Consider the following 24,085-nt stretch of genomic DNA (forward strand, 5'->3'; position numbering starts at 1 on the left):
CCAGCGCGAGGAATACGCCAGCGGGGCCTTACCGGGGCACAGTGGTGCGAACCGCAGGGGCTGAGGGGTCTATTTGTCGACTTGGCGGCCCTGAGTCAGCACCGGGACGCAGGGCCGCCCCGGTGCGGGTGTGACAGATTTCGAGTGCTCAGCGCTCGCGCGTGCGCGCGTAGTGGCGCGAGGCTTTCGCCCGGTTTCCGCAGGCGGCCATCGAGCACCAGCGCCGCGTGCCGTTGCGCGAGACGTCGAAGAAGCGCAGGACGCAGGTCTCGGACGCGCAGGTGCGGATCCGGTCGGGCGCGGCGCTCAGCAGGTCGAGGTAGTCGCGCGCCGCCGTCCAGGCCGGCCCCCAGGCCGGATCGGCGAATTCGGCGCGCTCGCCCGGGCCTTCGGCGGTCAGGGTGGCGCGGATGCGGCCGTACTCCAGCACGGCGTCGACCAGGGTGCGGGCGCTCTCGTCGGCCGGGTCCGCGACGGCGCGGGCCAGGGCCTCGCGGGCGGTCAGCAGGTGGACGAGGGTGGCCGCGTCGGCGCGGAAGCGGCCGGCCAGGCCGGTGCTCTCCAGCCAGACCGCGAGCCCCTCCACCCGGGTGAGCCCGGCGGCGCCGGCGAAGAGGTCCAGCGGTTCGCCGTTGACGACCCAGCGCGTGTTGAGCAGGTCGAGGGCGACCGGCTCCCCGGTCAGGGGTCGTGGGTCCGCCGCCGTCATGTCCTTCTCGCCCCTCTCGCCGGATGGCTAACCCCTCAAGGGTACGTGAGCGGTTGACGCAGCAGTGCCTAACCTTTAACCTGGAGGTGAAAGGTTAGATTGGATCGTGGGAAGGGTTCTCCGATGTCCGGGGCGTACCACCGGGGAGTGCTGGCCGTGCAGGAGCGGGTCGGTGTACGGGAGGCCGCCGAGCATGTCGGGCGCTCGATCGGTACGGGGCTCGGCGATGCGGCCGCGGCCTTCCTCGGGCTCCAGCCGCACCTGGTCGTCGGCGCCGCCGACGGTGCGGGGCGGATGTGGGCCTCCCTGCTCACCGCCCCGCCCGGTTTCGTACGGGCCACCGGGCCGGACCGGATCGCGGTCGCCGGCGGTCCACCGGCGGGCGACCCGCTCGCCGAGGCCCTGGCCACGGCCGGGACCAGGGTCGGGGCCATCGCGCTCGACCCGCGCACCCGGCGCCGGATGCGGCTGAACGGAACCGTCGAGGTGACCCGGGCGGGCTTCGCCGTCGAGGCCGAACAGGTCTTCGCCAACTGCCCGAAGTACCTGCAGAGGCGACAGCCGCTGGAGCTCGCCCGGCAGGGGCAGGGCGTCGTGCGGCGCGGCAGGGCGCTGACCGGCGCCCAGCAGCGGGCCGTACGCGACGCCGACACCTTCTTCGTCGCCACCACGGCGGAGGCGGACGGGGCCGACGCCAGCCACCGGGGCGGGCTGCCGGGCTTCGTGGAGGTGCTCTCGCCGGTCGAGCTGGCCTGGCCGGACTACGCGGGCAACGCCATGTTCCTGACGCTGGGGAACCTGACCGCCGATCCGCGGGCCGGGCTGCTCTTCCCGGACTGGGAGAGCGGGGCGGTCCTTCAGCTCAGCGGCCGGGCCCGGACGGAGTTCGGGGCCGGCGGGAGCCGCCGCACCCGCTTCCGGGTGGAGTCGGTGGTGGAGAGCGTGCACCCGGGGCGGCTGCTCTGGAGCACCCCGGAGTACTCGCCTCACCTGGGCAGGACCACCAGGTAGGCGGCGGGCTCCCGGTCGTCGGAGGCGGTCAGGGCGGTCCGGATGACCGCGGCCTGCTGCTCGGGCCAGTCGCGGAGCTTGCGCGGGGTGATGTGGATGACCGTCACCCCGAGCCGCTCCAGCGTCTCGCGCTTGCGCACGGACTCGGACCACTGCTCGTTCTCGCCCTGGCGCGGGGCGCGGGTGTCGATCTCCACGGCGACGGCGTGCTCGGGCCAGTACGCGTCGACCCCGCCGAGGTGGGGGCCGCCGGGCAGCCGCAGGTCCACGTTCCAGACCGGGTCGGGCAGCTCGTAGCCGCGTACGACGTGGTACAGCCGGTCCTCGGCGATGGCCCGCCCCTCCGCGAGCAGCGACTCGACCGCGTCGACGACGTGCGGCCGGTTCAGCAGCCGGGCCACCGTCAGCTCCCGCACGACGGCGGCCGGTTCGCAGTGCCCGCTGCGGACGGCCTCGCTCAGCAGGCGGCGTACGGTGCCCGCGTCGGAGAGCTGGGTGACGGCGTCGGCGACGGCCCGCGCGACGGGCGCCACCGGCAGTCCGGTCACCTCCTGGGACCGCGGCGGGGTGTGCGTCCGCACGATCCGCACGTCCCCGGTGGAACGCAGCCGCCGGGTGCCGGGGACCAGGACGTCGATGTGCGAGAGGGCGAGCAGCGGGGGCGCGGAGCTGAACCGGTACAGGGCGAGCGCCGCCAGCCCGGTGATCATGGCCTCGCCGCCGCCGCGCCGCCCCGCGTACAGCAGCGCCGCGTGCAGCCGCTCCTCGCTGGTCGCGGGGCCGGGGTGGAGCAGGAACACCCCGGGCAGGATCTGCTGCCAGGGCCGCCCGGCCGCGTCGGAGGCGGTGACGCCGTGCTCGCGCAGCTGGGCGAGGGTCAGCACGCGGGGGCGGCTGCCGGTGAGGTGCGCGAGGGGGAGGGGTGCGTTGTGGTTCATGACGCGGTGATTCCCTCAGGCCATGGCCTCGCTAACCCCTGTTACACGCTCGTCGACAAATCCGGACAAGCTGGGGCTAAAGTACGGGCGTTCGACTGCCGATGGGGTGCGCCCGTGTGGGGTACCCGGCCCGGCACCGTTTCCCGGGGCGGAGCCCCGGGAAACGGCGCCGCGGGCTAGTTGCCGGCCGTCGCGTCGCACCGCTGCGCGGCAAGGGCCCGGGCCAGGTCGTCCCGGGACTCCAGTACCAGGCGGCGCAGGGCCGGCGGAGCCGAAGGGTGGGCCGACAGCCACGCGTCGGTGGCCTCCAGCGTGACCGAGTCACTCTGCAGCGACGGGTACAGGCCCCTCACCACGTCCATCGCGATCTGGATCGACCGGTCCGCCCACACCCGCTCGATCACCTCGAAGTAGCGCCCCGCGTAGCCCGCCAGCAGGCCCCGCTGCGAGGACTGCTGCATGCCCGCGATCGTCGCCTCCGCCAGCGCGTTGGACAGCGCGTCCGACTCCACCACCGCCGCCCACGCCTGGTCCTTCACCGCCTGCGAGGGCCGCGCCGCCAGGCACCGCACCTGGTGCCGCTTGCCCGAGGCCGTGTCGTCGCGCGCCAGTTCGGCGGCGAGCACGGCCTCGTCCACCGCCCCGTGCGCGGCCAGCGGCAGCAGGAAGTCCCAGCGCAGCTCCTGGTCCACCTCCAGCCCGTCGATCCGCGCGGAGCCCTCCAGCAGCCCCAGCAGCAGCTGGAAGTCGCCCTCGCTCGCCGCGCTCGCCGCGAAGAAGCGGGCCCACGTCAGCTGGTGCTCCGACCCCGGCTCCGCGACCCGCAGCTCGTGCAACGCGCCCGCCGCCAGCTCCCGGCCGCCCTGCTCGCGCCAGGCGGGCGCCGCGTAGTGGGTGACCGAGGCCAGGGCCTGCGTGTGCAGCATCTGCAGGACGCCGACGTCGCTCTCCCGGCCCGCGTGCGCGAGGACCAGTGAGACGAAGTCGCGCGCCGGCATCAGGCCGTCGCGCGTCAGGTTCCACAGCGCCGACCAGCTCAGGGCCCGCGCGAGCGGGTCCGTCAGGTCCCCGAGGTGCGCCCGCAGGGTCTCCAGCGATCCCTCGTCGAAGCGGATCTTGCAGTAGGTGAGGTCCTCGTCGTTCACCAGGACCAGGTCGGGCCGCTCGGTGCCGGCGAGCTCCGTGACGACCGTCCGCGCGCCCGACACGTCCGCGTCGGCCCGCGCGTAGCGGACCAGGGTTCCGTCGGACTCCAGCCGGTACAGGCCCACCGCGACCCGGTGCGGGCGCAGCTCGTCACCCTCCTGCACGACGGCCAGTTCCGTCACGCGGCCGCCCGCGTCGTAGGTGATCACGGGGGTCAGCGCGTTCACCCCGGCGGTCTGCAGCCAGGCCCGCGACCACTGGGCCATGTCCCGACCGGAGACCTCCGCGAGCACCGACAGCAGGTCGTCGAGCGTCGTGTTCCCGTAGGCGTTGGCCTTGAAGTAGCGCCGGGCGCCCTCCAGGAAGGCCTCCCGGCCCACGTAGGCGACCAGCTGCTTGAGCACCGAGGCGCCCTTGGCGTAGGTGATGCCGTCGAAGTTCAGCTTGGCGTCCTCCAGGTCACGGATGTCGGCCGTGATCGGGTGGGTGGACGGGAGCTGGTCGGCGCGGTAGGCCCACGACTTGCGGCGGTTGGCGAAGGTGATCCACGCCTGGTCGAAGCGGGTGGCCTCGACCAGCCCGAAGGAGCCCATGAAGTCGGCGAAGGACTCCTTCAACCACAGGTCGTCCCACCACTTCATGGTGACCAGGTCGCCGAACCACATGTGCGCCATCTCGTGCAGGATGACGTTCGCGCGCGCCTCGTACGAGGCCTGCGTGACCTTGCCGCGGAAGATGTACTCCTCCCGGAAGGTCACCAGCCCCGGGTTCTCCATCGCACCCAGGTTGTACTCCGGCACGAAGGCCTGGTCGTACTTCCCGAAGGGGTAGGGGTAGTCGAAGATCTCGTGGAAGAGGTCGAAGCCCTGCTTGGTGACGAGGAAGACGTCGTCCGCGTCGAAGTGCTTCGCCAGCCCCTTGCGGCACATCGCGCCCAGCGGGATGGTCAGGTCCCCGCGCGTGTAGGAGTCCGTCACGTAGTGGTAGGGGCCCGCGACCACGCACGTGATGTACGTGGAGATCGGCGCGGTCTCCGCGAACCGCCAGACGCCCGCCTCACGGGACTCCTCCGCGCCGTTGCTCCACACCCGCCAGCCCTCGGGCGCCGTCACCTCGAAGCGGTACGGGGCCTTCAGGTCGGGCTGCTCGAAGTTCGCGTACACCCGCCGCGCGTCGGCCGGCTCGTACTGGGTGTAGAGGTAGACCTCGCCGTCCTCCGGGTCGACGAAGCGGTGCAGGCCCTCGCCCGTCCGGCTGTACGCGCAGTTCGCGTCGACCACGAGGACGTTCTCGGCGGCCAGGCCGTCGAGGGCGATCCGGGCGCCGTCGAAGACGGCGGCCACGTCCAGCGCGCGCCCGTTCAGGGTCACGGCGTTCACCGAGGGCGCGATCAGGTCCGCGAAGGTGGAGGTGCCGGCGCCCGCCGCCCGGAAGCGGACCGTCGTGACCGAGCGGAAGGTCCGCGGGCCCTCGGCCGGTTCGGCCTCGTCCACTGCGGACCGGATGTCGAGGACCACCTCGTACGCGTCGACGGACAGCAGCTCGGCCCGCTCACGGGCCTCGTCGCGGGACAGATTCTCACCGGGCACGTGCACTCCTTCGTGCGTGATCGCGTTCTTGTGTCGAATCCTCGCACGAGGGAATGCGCGTCACCCGGTCCTGGTTGGAGTCGGGGAACGTGAGCCCGGTACCGCCCTTTTGCGACCCATGCCGAGACTGAGGAGAGACATGACCGACACCCAGGTGCGCGAGAAGACCCCGGTCGACTTCTGGTTCGACCCGCTCTGCCCTTGGGCCTGGATGACGTCCCGCTGGATGGTCGAGGTCGAGAAGGTCCGCGACGTCGAGGTCCGCTGGCACGTGATGAGCCTCGCGGTGCTCAACGAGAACAAGCTCGACGAGCTGCCCGAGGTCTACCGCGAGCTGCTCGGCCCCAAGGGCTGGGCCCCGGTGCGCGTGGTGATAGCCGCCCAGCAGAAGCACGGTGAGGAAGTCACCGGCAAGCTCTACACCGCGCTCGGCACCCGCATCCACAACGACGAGAAGGGCCCGACCCGCGAGGTGATCGCCGAGGCGCTGGCCGAGGTCGGCCTGCCGGCCGAGCTGCTCGCGTACGCCGACTCGGACGAGTACGACGAGGTGCTGCGGGCCTCGCACAACGACGGCATAGACCGGGTGGGCCAGGAGGTCGGCACCCCGGTGATCTCCGTTCCGGGCTCCGACGGCGACGTGGCCTTCTTCGGTCCGGTCGTCACCCCGACCCCGCGCGGCGACGCGGCCGCCCGGCTCTGGGACGGCACCCTGCTCGTCGCCTCGACCCCGGGCTTCTACGAGATCAAGCGCACCCGTACCAAGGGTCCGTCCTTCGAGTAGGCGGACCCGCCGGCCCGGCCGGCGCACCACACAGAAGACCCCCGTGAGTCACGTCCTCACGGGGGTCTTCCGTTCGACACGCCCGCCGGTGAAGGTTGAGAAGACGATCACGAGGCGGACGGGCTTGTGGCGGTGCGATCAGCCCTTGGCGGGGATCAGCAGCGGGGTGTTCGCCTTGGCGTCGGCGTAGCGCCTGGCCACGTCCTGCCAGTTGACGACGTTCCACATGGCCTCGATGAAGTCCACCTTCTGGTTCTTGTACTGAAGGTAGAAGGCGTGCTCCCAGGCGTCGAAGACCAGGACCGGGGTGCTGGCCACGCCCACGTTGCCCTGGTGGTCGTAGACCTGCTCGACGATCAGACGGCCGCTGACGGGCTCGTACGCGAGCACACCCCAGCCGGAGCCCTGGGTGGCGGAGGAGGCGAAGGTGAGCTGCTTCTTGAACTTCGCGAAGGAGCCGAAGGACTCGGTGATCGCGTCGGCCAGGTCGCCCAGGCCGTCGGCCGCGGTGGGCTCGCCGCCGCCCTCGCCGGTCTTCGGGCTGGCCATGTTGTGCCAGTAGATGCTGTGGAGGATGTGGCCGGAGAGGTGGAACGCGAGGTTCTTCTCCAGGCCGTTGAGGGCGCCCCAGTTCTCCTTGTCGCGCGCCTCCGCCAGCTGCTCCAGCGTGTTGTTGGCGCCCGTGACGTAGGCCGCGTGGTGCTTGTCGTGGTGCAGCTCGATGATCTGCGGGTTGATCACCGGCTCCAGTGCCGCGTAGTCGTACGGAAGCTCAGGAAGCGTGTAGATGGCCATGCGTGTTATCCGGTCCCCTCAGCGTGCCAACTGCTTATTGCAATCAATGCGCAACTGCACGCTAGCAGTATCTATTCCAGGCCACACGTAAGGGTTGCCTCCGAACGGCGAAGGCGGGCCCCGTGCCTTCGCACGGGGCCCGCCTTCGTCTTCCGATGAGCCGTCAGGCCCGGGCGGCCGCCCGGCGCTGCATCGCGTAACCGGTCGCCGCGAGGGCGACGGTCAGCCCGCCGGTGAAGATCACCTGGACGCGCGTGTCCTCGCCCAGGGCCATCAGCACCAGAACCCCCGCCACCCCGGCCAGCGCCACCCAGGTCAGATAGGGGAAGCCCCACATCTTCACGACCAGCTTCCCGGGGGCCTCGCGCTCCAGCCGGCGGCGCAGCACGAACTGCGAGACGGCGATGAAGCCCCAGACGACCAGGATGACCCCGCCCACCATGTTCAGCAGCCAGGCGAACAGGGTGTCCGGGTACCAGTAGGACAGCAGCACGGTGACGAAGCCGAACCCGCAGGAGGCGAGGACCGCCCGGCGCGGCACCCGGCCGCTGACCTTGCCCAGCGCCCGCGGACCCTGGCCGCGGGAGACGAGGGAGTAGGCCATGCGCGAGGAGCCGTAGATGTTGGCGTTCATCGCGGACATCAGGGCGATCAGGATGACCACGTTCATGATCTCGCCGGCCGCCGGGATGCCCAGGCGGTCCAGGGTGGCGGCGTACGGGCCGTCGGCCGTGACGGCCGGGTCGTTCCACGGCAGGAGGGTGACGATGACCAGCATCGAGCCCATGTAGACGATCGCGATCCGCCACATGGTGGTCCGCACGGCCCTGGCCACGCCCTCGACCGGATTCTCGGACTCGGCCGCGGCGATGGTCACCGTCTCCAGTCCGCCGTACGCGACGACGGAGGCCAGCAGTCCGACGAGCAGGCCGTCCACACCCTGGGGGAGGAAGCCGCCGTCGGGCAGCAGGTTGGCGGTGCCGGGGGAGCCGGTGCCGGGCAGCAGGCCGAGCACGGCCAGCACGCCCAGGCCCAGGAAGAGCGCGATCGCGCCGATCTTGAGGGCGGCGAACCAGAACTCGAACTCGCCGAAGTTCGAGACGGCGGCGAGGTTGGAGCCGCAGAACAGCGCCATGAAGACCAGCACCCACATCCAGGAGGGGGTGCCCGGGAACCAGCCGGTCATGATGTGCGCCGCGCCGATGCCCTCGATGGCCACGCCCACGCAGAGCAGGGTCCAGAACATCCAGCCGGCGGTGAATCCGGCCCAGGGGCCGATCGCCCGTTCCGCGTGCACGGAGAAGGAGCCGGAGGCGGGGTTGGCGGCGGACATCTCGCCGAGCATCCGCATCACGAACATCACGAGCAGCCCGGACGCGGCGTACGCGAGCACGATCGAGGGGCCCGCGGCCGCGATGCCCGCGCCGGAGCCGACGAAGAGTCCGGCGCCGATGACACCGCCGAGGGCGATCATCGAGAGGTGGCGCTGCTTGAGTCCGTTGCCGAGCGGGGATCCGCCGCCGGTCTGCGGTGCTTCGGGAGGTGTCAGGGTGCTCTGACTCATTGGGGTGTGCCTGTCCGGTTGTGCGGGTGGACGTGATGAGGTGCCCCAGTCTCACCTCTGTCCGATCTTCGGATGCTCGACGTCCGATATGCGGACGGCCGGATGACCGGCCGTGATCATCCCCGTACGCTGCAGGCAGGACGCGCACGAGGCGACGACAGGGGGACCGGTGGACGAAGGAACGGACCACGGCATACGGGAACTGGCCGCCACGGGCCGGGGGGTGCTCGTCACCGGGGCCTCGCGGGGCATCGGGCGGGCCATCGCCACGGCCTTCGCCGAGCGGGGCGACCGGGTGGCGGTGCACTGCACCTCGCGGCATGAGGACGCCGAGCGCACCCTCGCGGACCTGCCGGGCGAGGGCCACGTCCTCGTCAGCGGCGACCTCGCCGACCCGGCCCGCGTCGAAGCCCTCGCGGCCGGGGCCGAGGAGGCGCTCGGCGGCGTCGACGTCCTCGTGAACAACGCCGCCGTGATGGTCGCGCACCCCCTGCCCACGACCTCGTACGCCGACTGGCAGGAGGCCTGGCGGCAGACGGCCGCCGTGAATCTCTTCGCCCCGGCCAACCTCACCCACTGCGTCGCCCGCCACATGATCGCCGGCCGGCGGGAGGGCCGTGTCGTCAACATCGGCTCGCGCGGAGCGTTCCGCGGCGAGCCCGACCACCCCGCCTACGGCGCCACCAAGGCGGCCCTGCACGCACTCGGCCAGTCCCTCGCCGTCTCCCTGGCCCCGCACGGCATCGCCGTGGCCTCCGTGGCGCCCGGCTTCGTGGCCACCGAGCGGGTCGCCGGGCGGCTCGAAGGGGAGGAGGGCGAGCGGATCCGGGCGCAGAGCCCCTTCGGCCGGGTGGGCACCCCGCAGGAGATCGCCGCCGCCGTGCTGCACCTGGCCTCGCCCGCCGCGCGCTGGAGCTCGGGCACCGTGCTCGACGTCAACGGAGCCTCGTACCTGCGCACCTGACGCGCGAAGGCCCCCCGCGCCGGGTGTGCGGGGGGCCTTCGCCGGGGTCGTGGAGAGCCGGCCGGTCAGGACTTCGGGGTGCGCCGCTCCCGTACGAAGGCCACCACGAGGACCAGCGCCGCCGCGCCCGTGGACCACAGCAGCTGGGGCCGCGCCGCATCGTCGAACAGCATCAGGACCAGCACCGCGGCCATCCCGATCAGCGCCGCCCAGGTCGCGTACGGGAACAGCCACATCGGCAGGGTCAGCCGCTCGGGCATGTCCCGCTCGATCCGGCGGCGCAGCTTCAGCTGCGACACGGCGATCAGCGCCCACACGAACAGCAGCACCGCGCCGACCGCGTTGAGCATGTAGAGGAAGATCGTGTCCGGCCACAGCAGGTTGAGCACCACCGACACGAAACCGAAGGCCACCGACGCGAACACCGCGCGGCGCGGCACCCCGCCGCCCGAGACCTTCAGCAGCGCCTGGGGCGCCTCCCGGCGCTCGGCCAGCGAGAACACCATGCGCGAGGACCCGTACAGGTTCGCGTTGAGCGCCGACAGCAGCGCCACGAACACCACGATGTTCATGATCTGGCCGGCCGCCGGGATGCCGATCGAGTCGAGCACGGCCACGTACGGGCTCTCGCCCGGCTTCAGCGAGTTCCACGGCAGCAGGGTCACGATGACCACCATCGAGCCGACGTAGAAGAAGAGGATGCGCCACACCGCGCTGCGCACCGCCCGGGACACCGACCGGGCCGGATCGTCCGACTCGGCGGCGGCGATGGTGACGACCTCCAGGCCGCCGAAGGCGAAGATGACGGCGAGCATGCCCGCGACCACGCCGCCGAAGCCCTCGGGGAAGAAGCCCCCTTGGCCGGTGAGGTTGGCCATGCCGACCGGCTCCGTGTCCGGGAGCAGGCCGAAGACCGCGAGGGTGCCGAGGATCAGGAAGAGCACGATCGCGCCGACCTTGAGCGCGGCGAACCAGAACTCGAACTCACCGAAGTTCTTCACAGCGGTCAGGTTGCTCACGGTGAAGACCACCATGAAGAGCAGCACCCAGACCCACTGGTCGACCGAGGGCACCCAGCCGTTCGCGATCTTCGCCGCACCGGTGGCCTCCACGGCCAGCACCACGACCAGCAGGAACCAGTACAGCCAGCCCGCCGAGAAGCCGGCCCAGCGCCCGAGCGCCCGCTCCGCGTAGACGGAGAACGAGCCCGAGGCGGGCATCGCGGCCGACATCTCGCCCAGCGCCCGCATCACCAGCATGGCGAGGACGCCCGCGAGCAGATAGGAGCAGATGATCGCGGGACCGGCGATGCCGATGCCGGCGCCGGAGCCGACGAAGAGCCCGGCGCCGATGACGCCGCCGAGGCCCAGCATGGTCAGGTGGCGCTGCTTGAGGCTGTGGCTGAGGGGTTCCGCGGGCAGATCGCCCCCGGTGGGAGGTGCTTCTTCCAGGCGCTCACGCATGAAGGGTGCTCGTACTCTCGTTCGGGCCCAGTGGCGGTGGGAGCCCCGCGTCAGGATTGGCGGGATCCTACAGTCTCACTGAGCGGCGGTCGTCCGTGCAAAAAGGACGTGCTGTCTGATCTTCCTCGTGACGAGGATCACGCCGACTCGGGTGTGGGGTGCACGGTTTGTGAAATCCCCACCAAAGCGGGGAGTGGGGCTTTGTCTCGGGCGGCGGTGGGGCGGCGGCGGACCGCGCACTAGCGTCGGTGATCGTCCCGCCACCCCCATCCCGTGGAGCCCCCTGATGAGCACTGCCTCCGTCTCCCTGCGTCCCGGCGCCGTCCTCGCCGATCTGCTGCCCGCGAGCCGCGTCCGCGACATCGCGCTCGTCGTCGGCGGCGCCGCGCTCACCGGGCTGGCCGCCCAGGTCGCGGTTCCCGTCCCCGGCTCCCCGGTCCCCGTCACCGGTCAGACCTTCGCCGCGCTGCTCGTCGGCACCGCCTTCGGTGCCCGCCGCGGCTTCCTGTCGCTGGCGCTCTACGCCCTCGTCGGCATGGCCGGCGTGCCGTGGTTCGCGGGCGGGACCTCCGGAGCGGGCGGCGCCTCCTTCGGCTACGTGCTCGGCATGCTGCTCGCCGCCACCGTCGTGGGCGCCCTCGCGCGCCGGGGCGGCGACCGCTCCGTGCTGCGCACGGCCGGTCTGATGGTGCTGGGCTCGGCCGTGATCTACGCGGTGGGCGTGCCGTACCTGATGGCCGCCACCGGCATGTCCCTGGGCGTCGCCCTCGCGAAGGGCATGGTCCCGTTCCTGATCGGCGACGCCCTCAAGGCCGCGCTGGCCATGGGCGCCCTGCCGGCCGCCTGGAAGCTGGCCGGCCGCCGCGGCTGAGCCACCCCCGATACGCACCGGAGCCCGGCCCGCCTCATGGAGGCGGGCCGGGCTCCGGTGTACGTGCACGTGCGATCAGCCCTGCAGGGCCTTCTTGCGGCGGAGGTCCAGCACCACGCCGACGAGCACGACGACGCCGGCGACCAGGGTGGACAGGGTGACGACCTCGCGGTTGGCGTCGTCCACGAACATGTAGCCGATCACGAACATGATCAGGGCGGCGGTGGCCCAGGTCAGCCACGGGAACAGCCACATCTTCACGGTCAGCTTCTCCGGGGCCTCGCGGACCAGGATCCCGCGCATCTTCAGCTGGGTGAAGCAGATCACCAGCCAGACGAAGAGCGCGATGGCACCCGAGGAGTTCAGGAGGAAGTTGAAGACCGTGTCCTTGAACGCGTAGTTGAAGTAGACGGCGACGAAGCCGAAGACCGTGGAGCCCAGGATCGCGACCACCGGCACACCGCGGGAGTTGACCTTGGCGAACGCCTTGGGGGCGTCACCGCGCTCACCGAGCGAGAAGGCCATGCGCGAGGCGGTGTAGAGGCCCGAGTTCAGGCAGGACAGCACGGCGGTCAGGACGATGACCTCCATGATCGTGCCGGCGTGCGCGATGCCGATCGAGTCCAGGGCGGCGACGTACGAGCCCTTCTCGGTGATCGACTTGTCGTTCCACGGGAGCAGGGTCAGCACGATGAAGATCGAGCCGAGGTAGAAGACGCCGATCCGCCAGATGACGGAGTTCGTGGCCTGGGTGACCGCCTTGCGGGGGTTCTCCGACTCGCCGGCCGCCAGGGTGACGATCTCGCTGCCCATGAAGGAGAAGACGACCATCAGGACGCCGGTGAGGACCGCGCCGTAGCCGTTGGGGAAGAACCCGCCGGCGTCGGTGAGGTGCGCGAAGCCCGCGCCCGGGTTGTCCGAGCCCGGCAGCACGCCGAAGACGGCCAGCATGCCGACGATCACGAACGCGCCGATGGCGACGACCTTGATGCCCGCGAACCAGAACTCGAACTCACCGTAGGAGGCGACCGAGCCGAGGTTGGTGGCGGTCAGCACCGCCATCACGATCAGCGCCCAGGCCCACTGCGGGACGGCCGGGATCCAGCTTTCCAGGATGGCGGCACCGGCGGTGGCCTCCACCGCGAGCACGACGACCCAGAAGAACCAGTAGAGCCAGCCGATGGAGAAGCCCGCCCAGCGGCCGAGCGCGCGGTCGGCGTAGGCCGAGAAGGAGCCCGAGTTCGGGCTGGCGGCGGCCATCTCGCCGAGCATGCGCATCACGAAGACGACCATGGCGCCGACGAGCGCGTAGGAGATCAGGATGGCGGGGCCGGCCTTGGCGATGCCGCCACCGGAACCGACGAAGAGGCCGGCGCCGATGACGCCGCCAATGGCGATCATGGACAGGTGGCGGTTCTTGAGACCGGCCTTCAGACCGTCGGAGGGCTGGCCGTCACCGGGGTTCCCGGTGGGGCCGCCTTCCTTCTGAAGGGTCGTCGTGGAGCTCATGGACGGATCCTTAGGTTCTCGGGTTGCGAGCCCCGGCATTCAAACCTGAGATGAACGCAGGACGGAAGACCTCAATCCGGATCGTTGCCTTGGTGTGAACGTCCAGGACGCCGTCCCGCCCTGTCCCATCTGCGTTCTTTGGGTTTACTTGAGCTTTAGAAGTGACTTACGCGACACCCGCTGCGGGCTGTCGGGCCTCCTCGTGCCACACTCGTCCCATGCGCGTGTACCTCGGATCCGACCATGCCGGCTTTGAGCTCAAGAACCACCTGGTGGACTGGCTCAAGAACAACGGCCACGAGCCCGTCGACTGTGGGCCCCACATCTACGACGCGGTGGACGACTACCCGCCGTTCTGCCTCCGCGCCGCGGAGAAGACCGCCGCCGACGCCGACAGCCTCGGCATCGTCATCGGCGGCTCCGGCAACGGCGAGCAGATCGCCGCGAACAAGGTCAAGGGCGTCCGCGCCATCCTGGCCTGGAGCGTCCAGACCGCCCAGCTCGGCCGTGAGCACAACAACGCCAACGTCATCTCCGTCGGCGGCCGCATGCACACGCAGGACGAGGCCGTCAGCTTCATCGAGGCCTTCCTGGCGACCCCGTACTCCGACGAGGAGCGCCACACCCGCCGCATCGAGATGCTCTCCGCCTACGAGACCACCGGCGAGCTCCCCCCGATCCCGGCCCACCACCCGCAGGGCTGAACCGCGTCCGGCCGTGCCGCCCGTGACACGGGCGGCACGGCCGTTTTCTTTACCCGAGCATGCGAGGAGCGCCGCCGTGCCCGAGGGGCATACGATCCACCGCCTGGCCCAGGACCACCTGCAGCGGTTCGCCGGGTGGGAGGTCGCCGTCAGCAGCCCCCAGGGGCGGTTCGCCGAGAGCGCGGCCCTGCTCGACGGCCGGATCCTGGACGGCGTCGACGCCCACGGCAAGCACCTCTTCCTCGGCTTCAAGGAGAACGGGTGGATCCACATCCACCTCGGACTCTTCGGCAAGTACGCGATCGGCCCGGCGCCGGCCCCGCCCGCCACGGACACGGTCCGGCTGCGGCTGGCCAACGACGACCACTTCTCCGACCTGCGCGGCCCCACCACCTGCGCGTGGATCACCGACGAGGAGAAGCGGGCGATAAGCGACCGGCTCGGCCCGGACCCCTTGCGCGACGGCGACGACCCCGACCGCGCCTGGGCCCGGATCTCCCGGTCCCGCACCACCGTCGCCGCCCTGCTGATGGACCAGAAGATCGTCTCGGGCGTCGGCAACGTCTACCGCGCCGAGGTCCTCTTCCGCCACGGCATCGACCCGTACCGGGCCGGCAAGGACCTCACCCGTTCCGAATGGGACGCCATGTGGGCCGACCTCGCCGCCCTGATGCGGGAGGGCGTGCGCAACAACCGCATCGACACCGTCCGCGACGAGCACCTGCCCGAGGCCATGGGCCGGCCGCCGCGCGTCGACGACCACGGCGGCGAGGTCTACGTCTACCGGCGGGCGAACATGCCCTGCCACATCTGCGGCGGCGAGATCCGCACCGCCGACCTCGCCGCGCGCAACCTCTTCTGGTGCCCCGGCTGCCAGTCCCGCTGACGCGGGTCGGCCGGAAGCCGGCGGGTCAGAAGCTGTGCGGCAGCCACGGCGCCACGTCCCCGGCGAAGGCCCGCGAGGCCTCCGTCAGGGCGCCCGGACGCAGCTCGCGCACCAGGCCGGCCGCCGCCAGCGAGGTCAGGGTGATCCCGCCCAGATACGCCGATCCCAGCTCCCGGACCGACAGCTCCAGGTCGGCCGGCTCCGCGGTCCGCGTGCAGCGCGCGGCACCCCCGGCGTCCGCGACCAGCCGCCACCGCCCCTCGTTCCACGGGCAGAACGCGTCCTCCACCGCCACGACCACGTCCACCGGCGCCCCGTACGCCCGCGCCTCCAGGGCCGCCGGCAGGTCCACCAGCCGTACGTGCAGCGAGTCCCGGAGCCGCGTCCGCGCCCGCCGGATGTCGCTCACCAGGTGCAGCACCGGGTCGTCCACCGGCCGCCGGGGCGCCCGTACCGTCCAGGTCAGGTCGATCGAGAACAGGTAGCGCCACAGGGCCGCGGACGCCACCGGGTCCAGCGCGTCGAGATCGCTCACCTCGACCTTGCCCTCCGAACCCGTCAGGTCCCAGTCCGCCTTGACCCGGTAGCGGGCGTACCCGACCACCTCACCGTCCTCCCGCTCGGCGACCACGCACTTCAGCGGTGACCCGCCCTCGCGCATCGACGGCGCGTCCAGCAGCGGCAGCTCCTCCCAGCCCGGCTGCCGGGCCGGCATCCCCGGCCGGCTGGAGACCAGCGCCGCGTAGACCCGCTCGCAGTCGGCCAGCGCCTTCCGCGGGTCCACGAGGCGCAGCCGGATCCCGTCGGTGCCGGGCGGCACGGACAGCCGTACGCGGGTCGTGTCGATCTCCACCGCCAGCGCGTAGGCGGCCGTGCCGTAGCCGAAGCGCCCGTAGATCGCCGGATCCGAGGCCGTCAGCACGGCGAGCGGTTCGCCACCCGCCCGGATGTCGTCGAGCTGGCGCCGCATCAGAGAGGTGAGGATCCCGCGCCGGCGATGAGTGGGGGAGACGCCCACCGCCGTGACACCGGCCGCCGGGACGATCGCCCCGCCCGGCACCGACAGCCGGAAGGAGAAGGCACCGGCCGAGCCGACGCAGCCGTCGCCGTCCCAGACGCCGAGCGCGCGGTCGGTGTCCGTCAACGCCTTGCACAGCTCCCGCTCCGCGGGGGATTCGGGTACACCGCCGAATGCCAGTTCCAGGTGGTCGTACCAGACATCCCACTCATCAGTCTGTATTACGCGCATCTCCAGAGTCATGTGGCCATCCCTATCAGGGCATTCCGACTCAGTCGATCTGTTTTCGGGCGTCTGTGGACCCCAGGTCCGGGGGTACCCCTGCGCATCCACAGCCAGGATGGATAAGGTCCCGAAGCAATGGCCGGAGCACGCGTGGAATCCCTCATGGCCCGGATGCGCATGCTGTCGCACCGGGGCCGCACAGCCCTGCGCAAATCAGCCGTCGACTACTTCCGCGGCGACGCCTCCGACTGGCTCGCCTTCGCAGGCCTGCTGCTCACCGTCCCCGCCATCGCCTGCGGCACGCTGATGCTGCCCGTCTGGTTCTCGCCGTCGGCGCTCGTCCTGCCGATCGTGGCCGGCGGCCTGCTGCTGCGCCCCGCCAGCCTCCTCGCCCTGTACGCGGCCGCCGCGGCCGCACTGATCGTCGAGGCCCTTGCCCTGGGCCCTTATACCCAGGGTCCGGCACGCGTCACCCCCGGCACCGTGCTCGTCGTCGCGGCCTGCGGATTCTTCGGCCTGCTCATCGCCCAGTTCCGCAGCCGCGTCGGCGTGCCCTGGCGGCGCGGCGGCACCATGCTCTTCGACCTGCGCGAACGCATCCGCGTGCAGAGCAAACTGCCCGCCCTGCCGCGCGGCTGGCACCGCGAGATGGCCCTGCGCCCGGCCGGCGGCCAGTCCTTCTCCGGCGACTTCGTCGTCGCGGCCCGCACCAACGGCGGCCGGACCCTGGAGATCGTCCTGACCGACGTCTCCGGCAAGGGCATGGAGGCCGGCTCCCGGGCCCTGCTGCTCTCCGGCGCCTTCGGCGGGCTGCTCGGCGCGCTGCCCGCCCACGGCTTCCTGCCCGCCGCCAACGGCTACCTGCTCCGCCAGGACTGGGACGAGGGCTTCGCCACCTCCATCCACCTCGTCCTGGACCTGGAGACCGGCGACTACGAACTCCTCTCGGCCGGCCACCTCCCCGCCCTCCAGCTCTCGGCCGGCACCGGCCGCTGGCAGGAGAAGACCGGCGAGGGCCCGCTGCTCGGCGTCTACGACGGCGCCGAATTCACTCCCGCCCGCGGGAACCTGCGCCCCGGCGACGTCCTGATGCTCTTCACCGACGGCCTGGTCGAGACCGCCGACCGGGAGATCAGCGAGGGCATCGACCGCCTCACCGGCGAGGCCGACCGCTACGTCGCCGCCGGCTGGGAAGGCGCGGCCTGGCACCTGATCGAGAAGGTCGCCAAGGACGTCAACGACGACCGCGCACTGCTGCTCATCCGCCGCTCCGCCTGACCAGGGGGTGGGGATTGCCCCACCACCGGTCCGCCGGGCGGCGTCATGGCCGTCGGCCCGCCATGATCCGTAGCGTCGGAGCCACGACCAGGACGGCAGCGAGAGGCGGCACACCATGGGGCTCCGACGGAGCAGGCGGCAGCACCGGCAGACCCCGCCGGAACGGTACGACACCACCGCAGCCGTGGAACTGCGCGGCGTACGGAGGACCTACGGGCGCGGGGGCTCCGCCGTGCGCGCGCTGCGCGGGATCGACCTCAGCCTGCCGCGCGGCAGCTTCACCGCCGTCATGGGACCCTCCGGCTCCGGGAAATCGACCTTCCTGCAGTGCGCCGCCGGACTCGACCTGCCCACCGAGGGGTCCGTCCGGCTCGGCGGCACCGAGATCACCGCCATGAACGAGAACGAGCTCACCGAACTCCGCCGCGGCCGCCTCGGCTTCGTCTTCCAGGCCTTCAACCTGCTGCCGTCCCTCACCGTCGAGCAGAACGTACTGCTCCCGCTGCGGCTCGCCGGCGGCCGCTCCGCGCACGAGGGCCGCGACCGCGCCGCCGAGCTGCTCGCCCGCGTCGGCCTGGAGGGCAAGGGCGGCCGCCGCCCGGCCGAACTGTCCGGCGGCCAGCAGCAGCGCGTGGCCATCGCCCGGGCCCTGGTCACCCGGCCCGACGTGGTCTTCGCCGACGAACCCACCGGCGCGCTCGACACCGCCACCGCGGCGGAGGTCCTCAAGCTGCTCCGGGACGCCGTCGACTCGCTGCGCGCCACCGTCGTCATGGTCACCCACGACCCGGCCGCCGCCGCCCACGCCGACCAGGTGCTCTTCCTCGCCGACGGCCTGATCACCGACCGCCTGCCGCGCAGCTCCGCCGCGGCCGTGGCGGCCCGGATGGCCACACTCACCGCCGACGGCGCCGCGGCCGCCTGAACCCCGGCGCGCCTCCCGCTCCGGCGGGGCCGCCGGCCGCCGCAGCCGCCCGGGGCTCAGCGGGTCATCGGGCGCCACGGTCCCAGGCCCAGCCGCCCGGTGTTCCCGAGGTCGACCGGCGCGGCGAGCCGCAGCCACAGCCGGGGCGCACCGGGCCGGGGCTCGACCTCCACGATCCGCGCCGTGGTGGCCGGCACCGCCGAGTCGGTGACGAGGTTGCGCCACACCATCCCGAAGGAGGCCGCCTGCCCCGGCGCCAGCGTCACCGGCCGCGGCGCCTCGTCCAGGTTCGACGCGCCCGTGGTGATCCCGGCCGCCCCGTGCTCCACCGCGACCGGCACCGCGTCGTTGCGGTCGTCGCGCAGCGACAGCTGCGGGTAGCCCTCCAGGGCGTACGGCTGGTCACCGCAGTTGACCAGCTGGAAGTCCGCCACCCGCAGCCCCATCGCCGCGTTCCCCTCCATCTCGACGAGCCGGACCCCGCCCGAGGGGCAGGGCTCCGCCGTGGCCGGTGGCGCCGCGGGCGCACTCCTGGCGGGTACGGGCCCGGCCGTCACGCTCACCGCGGTCGGCCCGGGCGCCGCCCGCGGGGCCGGGGGCGTCGAGCAGCCCGCCGCCCCCGCCAGCACCCCCGCCGTGAGCAGGCCCGGTATCCATCGCCTCATCCACCGCTTCGCGATCATCCGGTGAGCCTACGACGCCACGGCGGGCCACTCCCCGCCGATTGGCCCGCCCCCTCGGCCCCGGACGCGCCTAACGTGCCCCCATGGACCGCACGCTCGCCGCCGACCTCGCCCGGCTCCCCGAACTCCTCGACGCCACCCGCGGCGCCGCCGCCGACGCGCTCGCCACCCTGGACGCGCGTCCTGTCGTACCGCCCGCCGGAAAGCCGCACGACCCCGAACCCCTCCCGGAACACGCCGCCGGCACGGACGCCGCGCTCGCCGCCTTCCGAGACCGCTGGGAGCCCCGGCTGTCGGCGTCCGCCGGGCCGCGCTACCTCGGCTTCGTCACGGGCGGCGCCACCCCCGCCGCCCTCGCCGGGGACTGGCTCACCGCCGTCCACGACCAGAACTCCAACTCCGTCCTCGACGGCGGCGGCCAGGACCTCGAACGCGAGACCGTCGGCTGGCTGCGCGACCTCTTCGGCCTCTCCGCCGACCACTCCGGAACCTTCGTCTCCGGCGCCACCATGTCCAACACCACCGGCCTCGCCATCGCCCGCGAATGGCTCGGCGAACGCCTCGGCGTCTCCCCGGCCGAGGACGGCGCGGCGGCCCTCGGCCCGGTCCGCGTGCTCTCCGGCGCCCCGCACTCCTCGATCGCCAAGGCCCTTTCGTTCCTCGGCCTCGGCCGCAACTCCCTGGTCCGGGTACCCACCCTGCCGGGCCGCGAGGCCGTCGACCCCGCCGCCCTGGAACGGGCGCTAGCCGACACCCCGGGACCGGCCGTGGTCGTCGCCAACGCGGGCACCGTCAACACGGTCGACTTCGACGACCTCCGGGCGATCGAAACCCTGCGCGGGCGCCACGACTTCTGGCTGCACACCGACGCCGCGTTCGGTGCCTTCGCCGCCCTCTCCCCGGCGCACGCCCATCTCGCCGACGGCCTCGACGCCTCGGACTCCGTCTGCGTCGACCTGCACAAGTGGCTCAACGTCCCCTACGACAGCGCCGTCCAGTTCACCCGCCGCCGCGACCTGCAGGCCCGCGTCTTCCAGAACTCCGCCGCCTACCTGGGCCCCCTCGGCGAACACCCCGACCTCGTCCACCTCACCCCCGAGAACTCCCACCGGCTGCGCGCCCTCTCCGCCTGGTTCACCCTGCGCGCGTACGGCCGCCAGGGCCACCGGGAGATCGTCGAACGGGACATCGCCTGCGCCCGCGCGCTGGGCGCCGCCCTCGAGGAGGACCCCGCCTTCACCCTGCTGGCCCCCGTCCGCCTGAACGTCGTCTGCTTCACCCTCGCCGAGGCCCCCACCCCGGAGCGCCTCACAGCCCTGCGTGAGGCGGTGGCCGGGGAGGTCTTCGTCACTCCCACCGTCTACGGGGGAACCGCCGCCCTGCGCGCCGCGTTCTCCAACTGGCGTACCACGCAGGCGGACGTACGCCGGGCAGCGGAGGCTCTCGGCGCAGCGGCAAGGGAGATCGCATGACGAACAGCCCCCTGACTCTGATCGAGGTCGAGTCCCTGGCGCGCGACGCGCACGAGGGCCAGACCGACAAGGCCGGCCGGCCGTACGCCGAACACCTCGCGGCCGTGGCCGAGGGCGTACGGCTGCGCGGCGGCAGCCCCGAACAGCAGGCGGCGGCCTGGCTCCACGACGCCATCGAGGACGAGGCGCTCAGCCTCACCTGGCTGGATGCGGCGGCCCTCCCGCAGACGGTGAAGGACATGGTCCTCGCGGTCACCAAACGCCCGGGCGAAGCCGTCGAGCTGTACGCGGCCCGCATCCTGGCCACCCCGGGCGCCCTGCTCGTCAAGGAGGCCGACCTCGCGCACAACGCGGACCCCGTACGCCTCTCCGTGCTGGACGGGCCCACGCGCGAACGGCTGTCCGTAAAGTATGCGAATATCCGTTCCCTCCTCGGTCTCACCGCCCCGTGACGGGCGCCCCGCGCCCGAAAGTTTCCTGTCGCGCCTGTGGTTGGCGGAAACGGAATCACGGCTATTCGTCACGGGGCGTATAGCCGGGGTCCGTTGGTGGGAGGATGGTCCATGTGGGGGTATGCCTGGCCGTGCCCCCGGGCCGACCAGGGGACGACCGAAGGTGTGATCAGTAGTGGCCATTTCGCTGTCAGTGGTGGTTCTGTTGGCGGTCATCCTGGTGGTGCTGATCCGCGGCAACCACATCAAGACGGGCCCCGCCATCGTCGCGGCGCTCTTCGGCTTCTTCCTCGCGTCCAGCTCGATCGCGGACGACGTGAACCGCTTCCTGAACTCCCTCGCGACGATGATCGCGAACATCAAGCTCTGACCATGAGCTTCGAGCCCGCCGACGGCGAACCGGTCCGCCACCACGACCACGGCACGTGGCTCGTCCAGTTCACCAGCCGGATCCTCGTGGTGTGCCCGAGGTGCGGTGGCCGTGCGCTCGTCGTCCCCCGGCCGGACCTCGCGCCGCCGAAGTACTTCAGTGCCCTGCTCTTCCAGCCCCGCCGTCTCGTCTGCGCCGGCTGCGGCGCGGTCGCGGCCTGGACCACCGAGGAACGGGGCGCGGGCCTGGTGGGTGCGGTGCCCGGCGGCACCGAGGACCCCTTCTTCCGGCGGCCGTTGTGGCTTCAGACCCGCTGTGCGGGACGGATCCTGTGGGCCTACGACGAAGAGCACGTCGACGCCCTCGCCGCCTACGTGGGCGCCCGTCTGCGCCACCGTCACACCTCCCCGACGATGGCGATGTTCGCGCGGCTGCCGGCCTGGATGAAGTCCGCCGACCGCCGCGAAGAGGTGCTGGCCGGCCTGGCCGCGCTGCGCACCCTCGCCGGGCGTTCGGCGCCCGCCGACCGCTCCGACGCCGCCCACGAGCGCGGCGACCGCCCGCGCCACCACGGCAGCCTGCTGTTCCGCGGCGGCCCGTACTAGGGGTGTGTCGCGAGCCCCGGGAACGACGAAGGGCCAGGTCGAGGAAACATCCTCTGACCTGGCCCTTCGTGCTTCAGAGCGGGTGACGGGAATCGAACCCGCGTAGCTAGTTTGGAAGACTAGTGCTCTACCATTGAGCTACACCCGCAACGCACGCGCCGCAGGTCCGCGGACCTGGGCACGGACAGCATCCTAGCGGGTCGCTCCCGGTGGGTGCACACCACATTCGGCGCCTCGCCGGAGGTCATCCCGAAACGGCTCGGGAAACCCCGCGCATCAGAGTGTCTCCAGGCATGTACCCTACGTGTCGCACCGACGGGGTGTGGCGCAGCTTGGTAGCGCGTCCGCTTTGGGAGCGGAAGGTCGTCGGTTCGAATCCGGCCACCCCGACCAACAGCAGTGTCTCCACAAGATCGCGTTGTGGGCTGATTGCCGCTTGCGGTTACTATGCAAGCTGCGTGCCCGTGTGTCTGATGTACCGGGCCGAAGTCCGCCGAACCGCTGAATCACAGCGCGACGGCAGAATCCCCAGCAGTCAGCCACAAGGAGACCGAACCGTGAAGAGCGCCGTGGAGACCCTGAACCCGACTCGGGTTCGGCTCACTGTTGAGGTGCCCTTCGAGGAGCTCAAGGACAGCCTCGACGCGGCGTACAAGAAGATCAACCAGCAGGTCACGGTGAAGGGCTTCCGCAAGGGCAAGATCCCGGCCCGCGTCATCGACCAGCGCTTCGGCCGCGGTGCGGTGCTGGAGGAGGCCGTCAACGACGCCCTCCCGAAGTTCTACACCGAGGCCGTCAACGAGGCCGACCTGAACCCGCTGGGCCAGCCCGACGTGGACATCACCGAGCTCAAGGACGGTGAGGTCCTCGCCTTCACCGCCGAGGTCGACGTCCGTCCCGAGATCGAGATCCCGGACTTCTCCGGCATCGAGGTCGAGGTCGACGCCATCGAGGTCTCCGACGAGGACGTCGAGAAGTCCGTCGAGCAGCTGCGCGGCCGCTTCGCGTCCACCAAGGACGTCGAGCGCGCCGCCGCCGAGGGTGACGTCGTCACCATCGACCTGGAGGCCAAGGTCGACGGCGAGGTGCTGCCCGACGGCGTCGCCTCCGACGTCTCCTACACCATCGGCTCGGGCGAGCTCCTCGAGGGCATCGACGAGGCCGTCACCGGCCTGGAGGCCGGCGGCGAGGCCACCTTCACCTCGCAGCTGAAGGGCGGCTCCGCCGAGGGCAAGGACGCCGAGGTCACCGTCAAGGTCACCAAGGTCTCCGCCAAGGAGCTCCCGGAGCTGGACGACGAGTTCGCGCAGATGGCGAGCGAGTTCGACTCCCTCGAGGACCTCAAGGCGGACAGCCGCAAGCGCCTCGAGAACATGAAGCAGTACGACCAGGCCACGCAGGCCCAGGAGCGCGTCCTGGAGAAGCTGCTGGAGCTCGTCGAGGTCCCGATCCCCGAGAAGCTCCTCGCGGACGAGGTCCAGACCCGCAAGCACAACCTGGAGCACCACCAGCTCGGCCAGATGGGTCTGACCATCGAGAAGTACCTGGAGTTCCAGGGCAAGACGGTCGAGGAGTTCGACGCCGAGACCTCCGAGCAGGCCATCAAGGGCATCAAGACCCAGTTCGTCCTCGACGCGCTGGTCAACAAGGAGAAGCTGGGCGTCGACCAGGAGGAGCTCACCGAGCACCTCATGCGCCGCGCCGCCTCCTCCGGCATGTCCCCCGACCAGTTCGCCCAGGCCGTGGTCGAGGGTGGCCAGGTCCCGATGCTGGTCGGCGAGGTCGCCCGCGGCAAGGCCCTCGCGGTCGTCGTCGAGGCCGCCAAGGTCGTCGACACGAACGGTGACGTCGTGGACCTGTCCGACGAGGACGAGGAGCAGGCCGCCGAGACCGTCGAGGCCGTCGTCGACGGCGACGACGAGGTCAAGGCCGAAGAGGCCAAGTAACACCCCGGGCGAAGCCCGCTGAGCAGTGCCCCGAAGGGCCCGGACACCGTCGTGTCCGGGCCCTTCGTCACAGGCCCCGTACGGCCCCCGGAGCTTGCGCTCCGAGCGAACAGTTCCGGAAGCGGGATGGCGTTGTCCTACCTGCGCGTTAGGGTCCATGAATACGAGGGCACGTGAG

The 24,085-nt window shown here is 71.7% G+C and carries 22 protein-coding genes and 2 tRNA genes; 14 read left to right on the top strand and 10 right to left on the bottom strand.

Going from position 1 to position 24,085, the window contains the following annotated elements; all coding sequences use genetic code 11:
* Window positions 1–148: 148 nt before the first annotated feature.
* On the bottom strand, window positions 149–709 hold the full coding sequence (locus Sspor_RS27740; RefSeq protein ID WP_202201550.1) for a CGNR zinc finger domain-containing protein: 561 nt from the start codon (window positions 707–709) through the stop codon (window positions 149–151).
* A gap of 123 nt (window positions 710–832) precedes the next feature.
* On the opposite strand from Sspor_RS27740, the gene Sspor_RS27745 reads away from it, so the two are divergent.
* Entirely contained in the window at window positions 833–1,720 is an 888-nt protein-coding gene (locus Sspor_RS27745) for a pyridoxamine 5'-phosphate oxidase family protein (protein WP_202201551.1), read from the top strand.
* On the opposite strand, the gene Sspor_RS27750 is transcribed toward Sspor_RS27745, so the two are convergent.
* Both Sspor_RS27750 and pepN read right to left on the bottom strand, forming a co-directional pair.
* Window positions 1,696–2,658, bottom strand: a complete 963-nt coding sequence (locus Sspor_RS27750; protein WP_202201552.1) for a hypothetical protein — start codon at window positions 2,656–2,658, stop codon at window positions 1,696–1,698. The genes Sspor_RS27745 and Sspor_RS27750 overlap by 25 nt on opposite strands.
* A gap of 176 nt (window positions 2,659–2,834) precedes the next feature.
* Window positions 2,835–5,393, bottom strand: coding sequence for an aminopeptidase N (gene pepN, locus Sspor_RS27755; protein ID WP_202201553.1), 2,559 nt, complete (start codon window positions 5,391–5,393; stop codon window positions 2,835–2,837).
* 139 nt (window positions 5,394–5,532) lie between these two features.
* On the opposite strand from pepN, the gene Sspor_RS27760 reads away from it, so the two are divergent.
* The gene (locus tag Sspor_RS27760; protein ID WP_202201554.1) at window positions 5,533–6,177 is read left to right on the top strand and encodes a mycothiol-dependent nitroreductase Rv2466c family protein; all 645 of its coding nucleotides are present in this window, start codon (window positions 5,533–5,535) and stop codon (window positions 6,175–6,177) included.
* Window positions 6,178–6,315: 138 nt separating this feature from the next.
* On the opposite strand, the gene Sspor_RS27765 is transcribed toward Sspor_RS27760, so the two are convergent.
* Entirely contained in the window at window positions 6,316–6,972 is a 657-nt protein-coding gene (locus Sspor_RS27765) for a superoxide dismutase (protein WP_202201555.1), read from the bottom strand.
* Between the two features lie 163 nt (window positions 6,973–7,135).
* The gene (locus tag Sspor_RS27770; RefSeq protein WP_202201556.1) at window positions 7,136–8,536 is read right to left on the bottom strand and encodes an amino acid permease; all 1,401 of its coding nucleotides are present in this window, start codon (window positions 8,534–8,536) and stop codon (window positions 7,136–7,138) included.
* 169 nt (window positions 8,537–8,705) lie between these two features.
* On the opposite strand from Sspor_RS27770, the gene Sspor_RS27775 reads away from it, so the two are divergent.
* Window positions 8,706–9,500: an SDR family NAD(P)-dependent oxidoreductase gene (locus Sspor_RS27775; RefSeq protein ID WP_237404053.1), complete on the top strand. Its 795-nt coding sequence runs from the start codon at window positions 8,706–8,708 to the stop codon at window positions 9,498–9,500.
* Window positions 9,501–9,565: 65 nt separating this feature from the next.
* Here Sspor_RS27775 and Sspor_RS27780 read toward each other — a convergent pair whose 3' ends face one another.
* On the bottom strand, window positions 9,566–10,963 hold the full coding sequence (locus tag Sspor_RS27780; RefSeq protein ID WP_202201557.1) for an amino acid permease: 1,398 nt from the start codon (window positions 10,961–10,963) through the stop codon (window positions 9,566–9,568).
* A gap of 286 nt (window positions 10,964–11,249) precedes the next feature.
* On the opposite strand from Sspor_RS27780, the gene Sspor_RS27785 reads away from it, so the two are divergent.
* Window positions 11,250–11,834, top strand: coding sequence for a biotin transporter BioY (locus Sspor_RS27785; RefSeq protein WP_202201558.1), 585 nt, complete (start codon window positions 11,250–11,252; stop codon window positions 11,832–11,834).
* Between the two features lie 75 nt (window positions 11,835–11,909).
* Here the strand turns inward: Sspor_RS27785 and Sspor_RS27790 are convergent, their stop codons facing one another.
* Entirely contained in the window at window positions 11,910–13,343 is a 1,434-nt protein-coding gene (locus Sspor_RS27790; protein WP_202201559.1) for an amino acid permease, read from the bottom strand.
* A gap of 218 nt (window positions 13,344–13,561) precedes the next feature.
* On the opposite strand from Sspor_RS27790, the gene Sspor_RS27795 reads away from it, so the two are divergent.
* Both Sspor_RS27795 and Sspor_RS27800 read left to right on the top strand, forming a co-directional pair.
* Window positions 13,562–14,047 carry a ribose-5-phosphate isomerase gene (locus tag Sspor_RS27795; protein ID WP_202201560.1) on the top strand — a complete coding sequence of 162 codons (486 nt, stop codon included), beginning with the start codon at window positions 13,562–13,564 and terminating at the stop codon, window positions 14,045–14,047.
* 76 nt (window positions 14,048–14,123) lie between these two features.
* Window positions 14,124–14,933, top strand: a complete 810-nt coding sequence (locus tag Sspor_RS27800) for an Fpg/Nei family DNA glycosylase (protein ID WP_202201561.1) — start codon at window positions 14,124–14,126, stop codon at window positions 14,931–14,933.
* Window positions 14,934–14,958: 25 nt separating this feature from the next.
* On the opposite strand, the gene Sspor_RS27805 is transcribed toward Sspor_RS27800, so the two are convergent.
* Window positions 14,959–16,194 (bottom strand): GNAT family N-acetyltransferase, encoded by a 1,236-nt coding sequence (locus tag Sspor_RS27805; RefSeq protein WP_202201562.1) that lies wholly within the window; start codon window positions 16,192–16,194, stop codon window positions 14,959–14,961.
* Window positions 16,195–16,311: 117 nt separating this feature from the next.
* Between Sspor_RS27805 and Sspor_RS27810 the strand changes: the two genes are divergently transcribed.
* Window positions 16,312–17,454 (top strand): PP2C family protein-serine/threonine phosphatase, encoded by a 1,143-nt coding sequence (locus Sspor_RS27810; RefSeq protein ID WP_202201563.1) that lies wholly within the window; start codon window positions 16,312–16,314, stop codon window positions 17,452–17,454.
* 115 nt (window positions 17,455–17,569) lie between these two features.
* Window positions 17,570–18,379 (top strand): ABC transporter ATP-binding protein, encoded by an 810-nt coding sequence (locus tag Sspor_RS27815; RefSeq protein WP_202201564.1) that lies wholly within the window; start codon window positions 17,570–17,572, stop codon window positions 18,377–18,379.
* Window positions 18,380–18,435: 56 nt separating this feature from the next.
* Here the strand turns inward: Sspor_RS27815 and Sspor_RS27820 are convergent, their stop codons facing one another.
* A complete protein-coding gene (locus tag Sspor_RS27820; RefSeq protein ID WP_202201565.1) occupies window positions 18,436–19,062 on the bottom strand; it encodes a DUF4232 domain-containing protein in 627 nt (208 codons plus the stop codon).
* A gap of 83 nt (window positions 19,063–19,145) precedes the next feature.
* Between Sspor_RS27820 and Sspor_RS27825 the strand changes: the two genes are divergently transcribed.
* From Sspor_RS27825 to Sspor_RS27840, 4 genes are all read left to right on the top strand, one after another.
* Window positions 19,146–20,534 carry a pyridoxal phosphate-dependent decarboxylase family protein gene (locus Sspor_RS27825; protein WP_202201566.1) on the top strand — a complete coding sequence of 463 codons (1,389 nt, stop codon included), beginning with the start codon at window positions 19,146–19,148 and terminating at the stop codon, window positions 20,532–20,534.
* Window positions 20,531–20,986, top strand: a complete 456-nt coding sequence (locus tag Sspor_RS27830) for an HD domain-containing protein (protein ID WP_202201567.1) — start codon at window positions 20,531–20,533, stop codon at window positions 20,984–20,986. The genes Sspor_RS27825 and Sspor_RS27830 overlap by 4 nt, the downstream gene beginning before the upstream one ends.
* A gap of 175 nt (window positions 20,987–21,161) precedes the next feature.
* A complete protein-coding gene (locus Sspor_RS27835; RefSeq protein ID WP_030008564.1) occupies window positions 21,162–21,356 on the top strand; it encodes a membrane protein in 195 nt (64 codons plus the stop codon).
* Window positions 21,357–21,358: 2 nt separating this feature from the next.
* Window positions 21,359–21,961, top strand: coding sequence for a hypothetical protein (locus Sspor_RS27840; protein ID WP_202201568.1), 603 nt, complete (start codon window positions 21,359–21,361; stop codon window positions 21,959–21,961).
* A 77-nt stretch (window positions 21,962–22,038) separates the two neighbouring features.
* Here Sspor_RS27840 and Sspor_RS27845 read toward each other — a convergent pair.
* Window positions 22,039–22,109, bottom strand: a tRNA-Gly gene (locus Sspor_RS27845).
* Window positions 22,110–22,277: 168 nt separating this feature from the next.
* Here Sspor_RS27845 and Sspor_RS27850 point away from each other — a divergent pair.
* Window positions 22,278–22,354: transfer RNA gene (locus tag Sspor_RS27850), tRNA-Pro, on the top strand.
* Window positions 22,355–22,518: 164 nt separating this feature from the next.
* Entirely contained in the window at window positions 22,519–23,907 is a 1,389-nt protein-coding gene (gene tig / locus Sspor_RS27855; RefSeq protein WP_202201569.1) for a trigger factor, read from the top strand.
* Window positions 23,908–24,085: the final 178 nt, after the last annotated feature.

The sequence above is a fragment of the Streptomyces spororaveus genome (genome assembly GCF_016755875.1).
Classification (GTDB): Bacteria; Actinomycetota; Actinomycetes; order Streptomycetales; family Streptomycetaceae; genus Streptomyces; species Streptomyces spororaveus.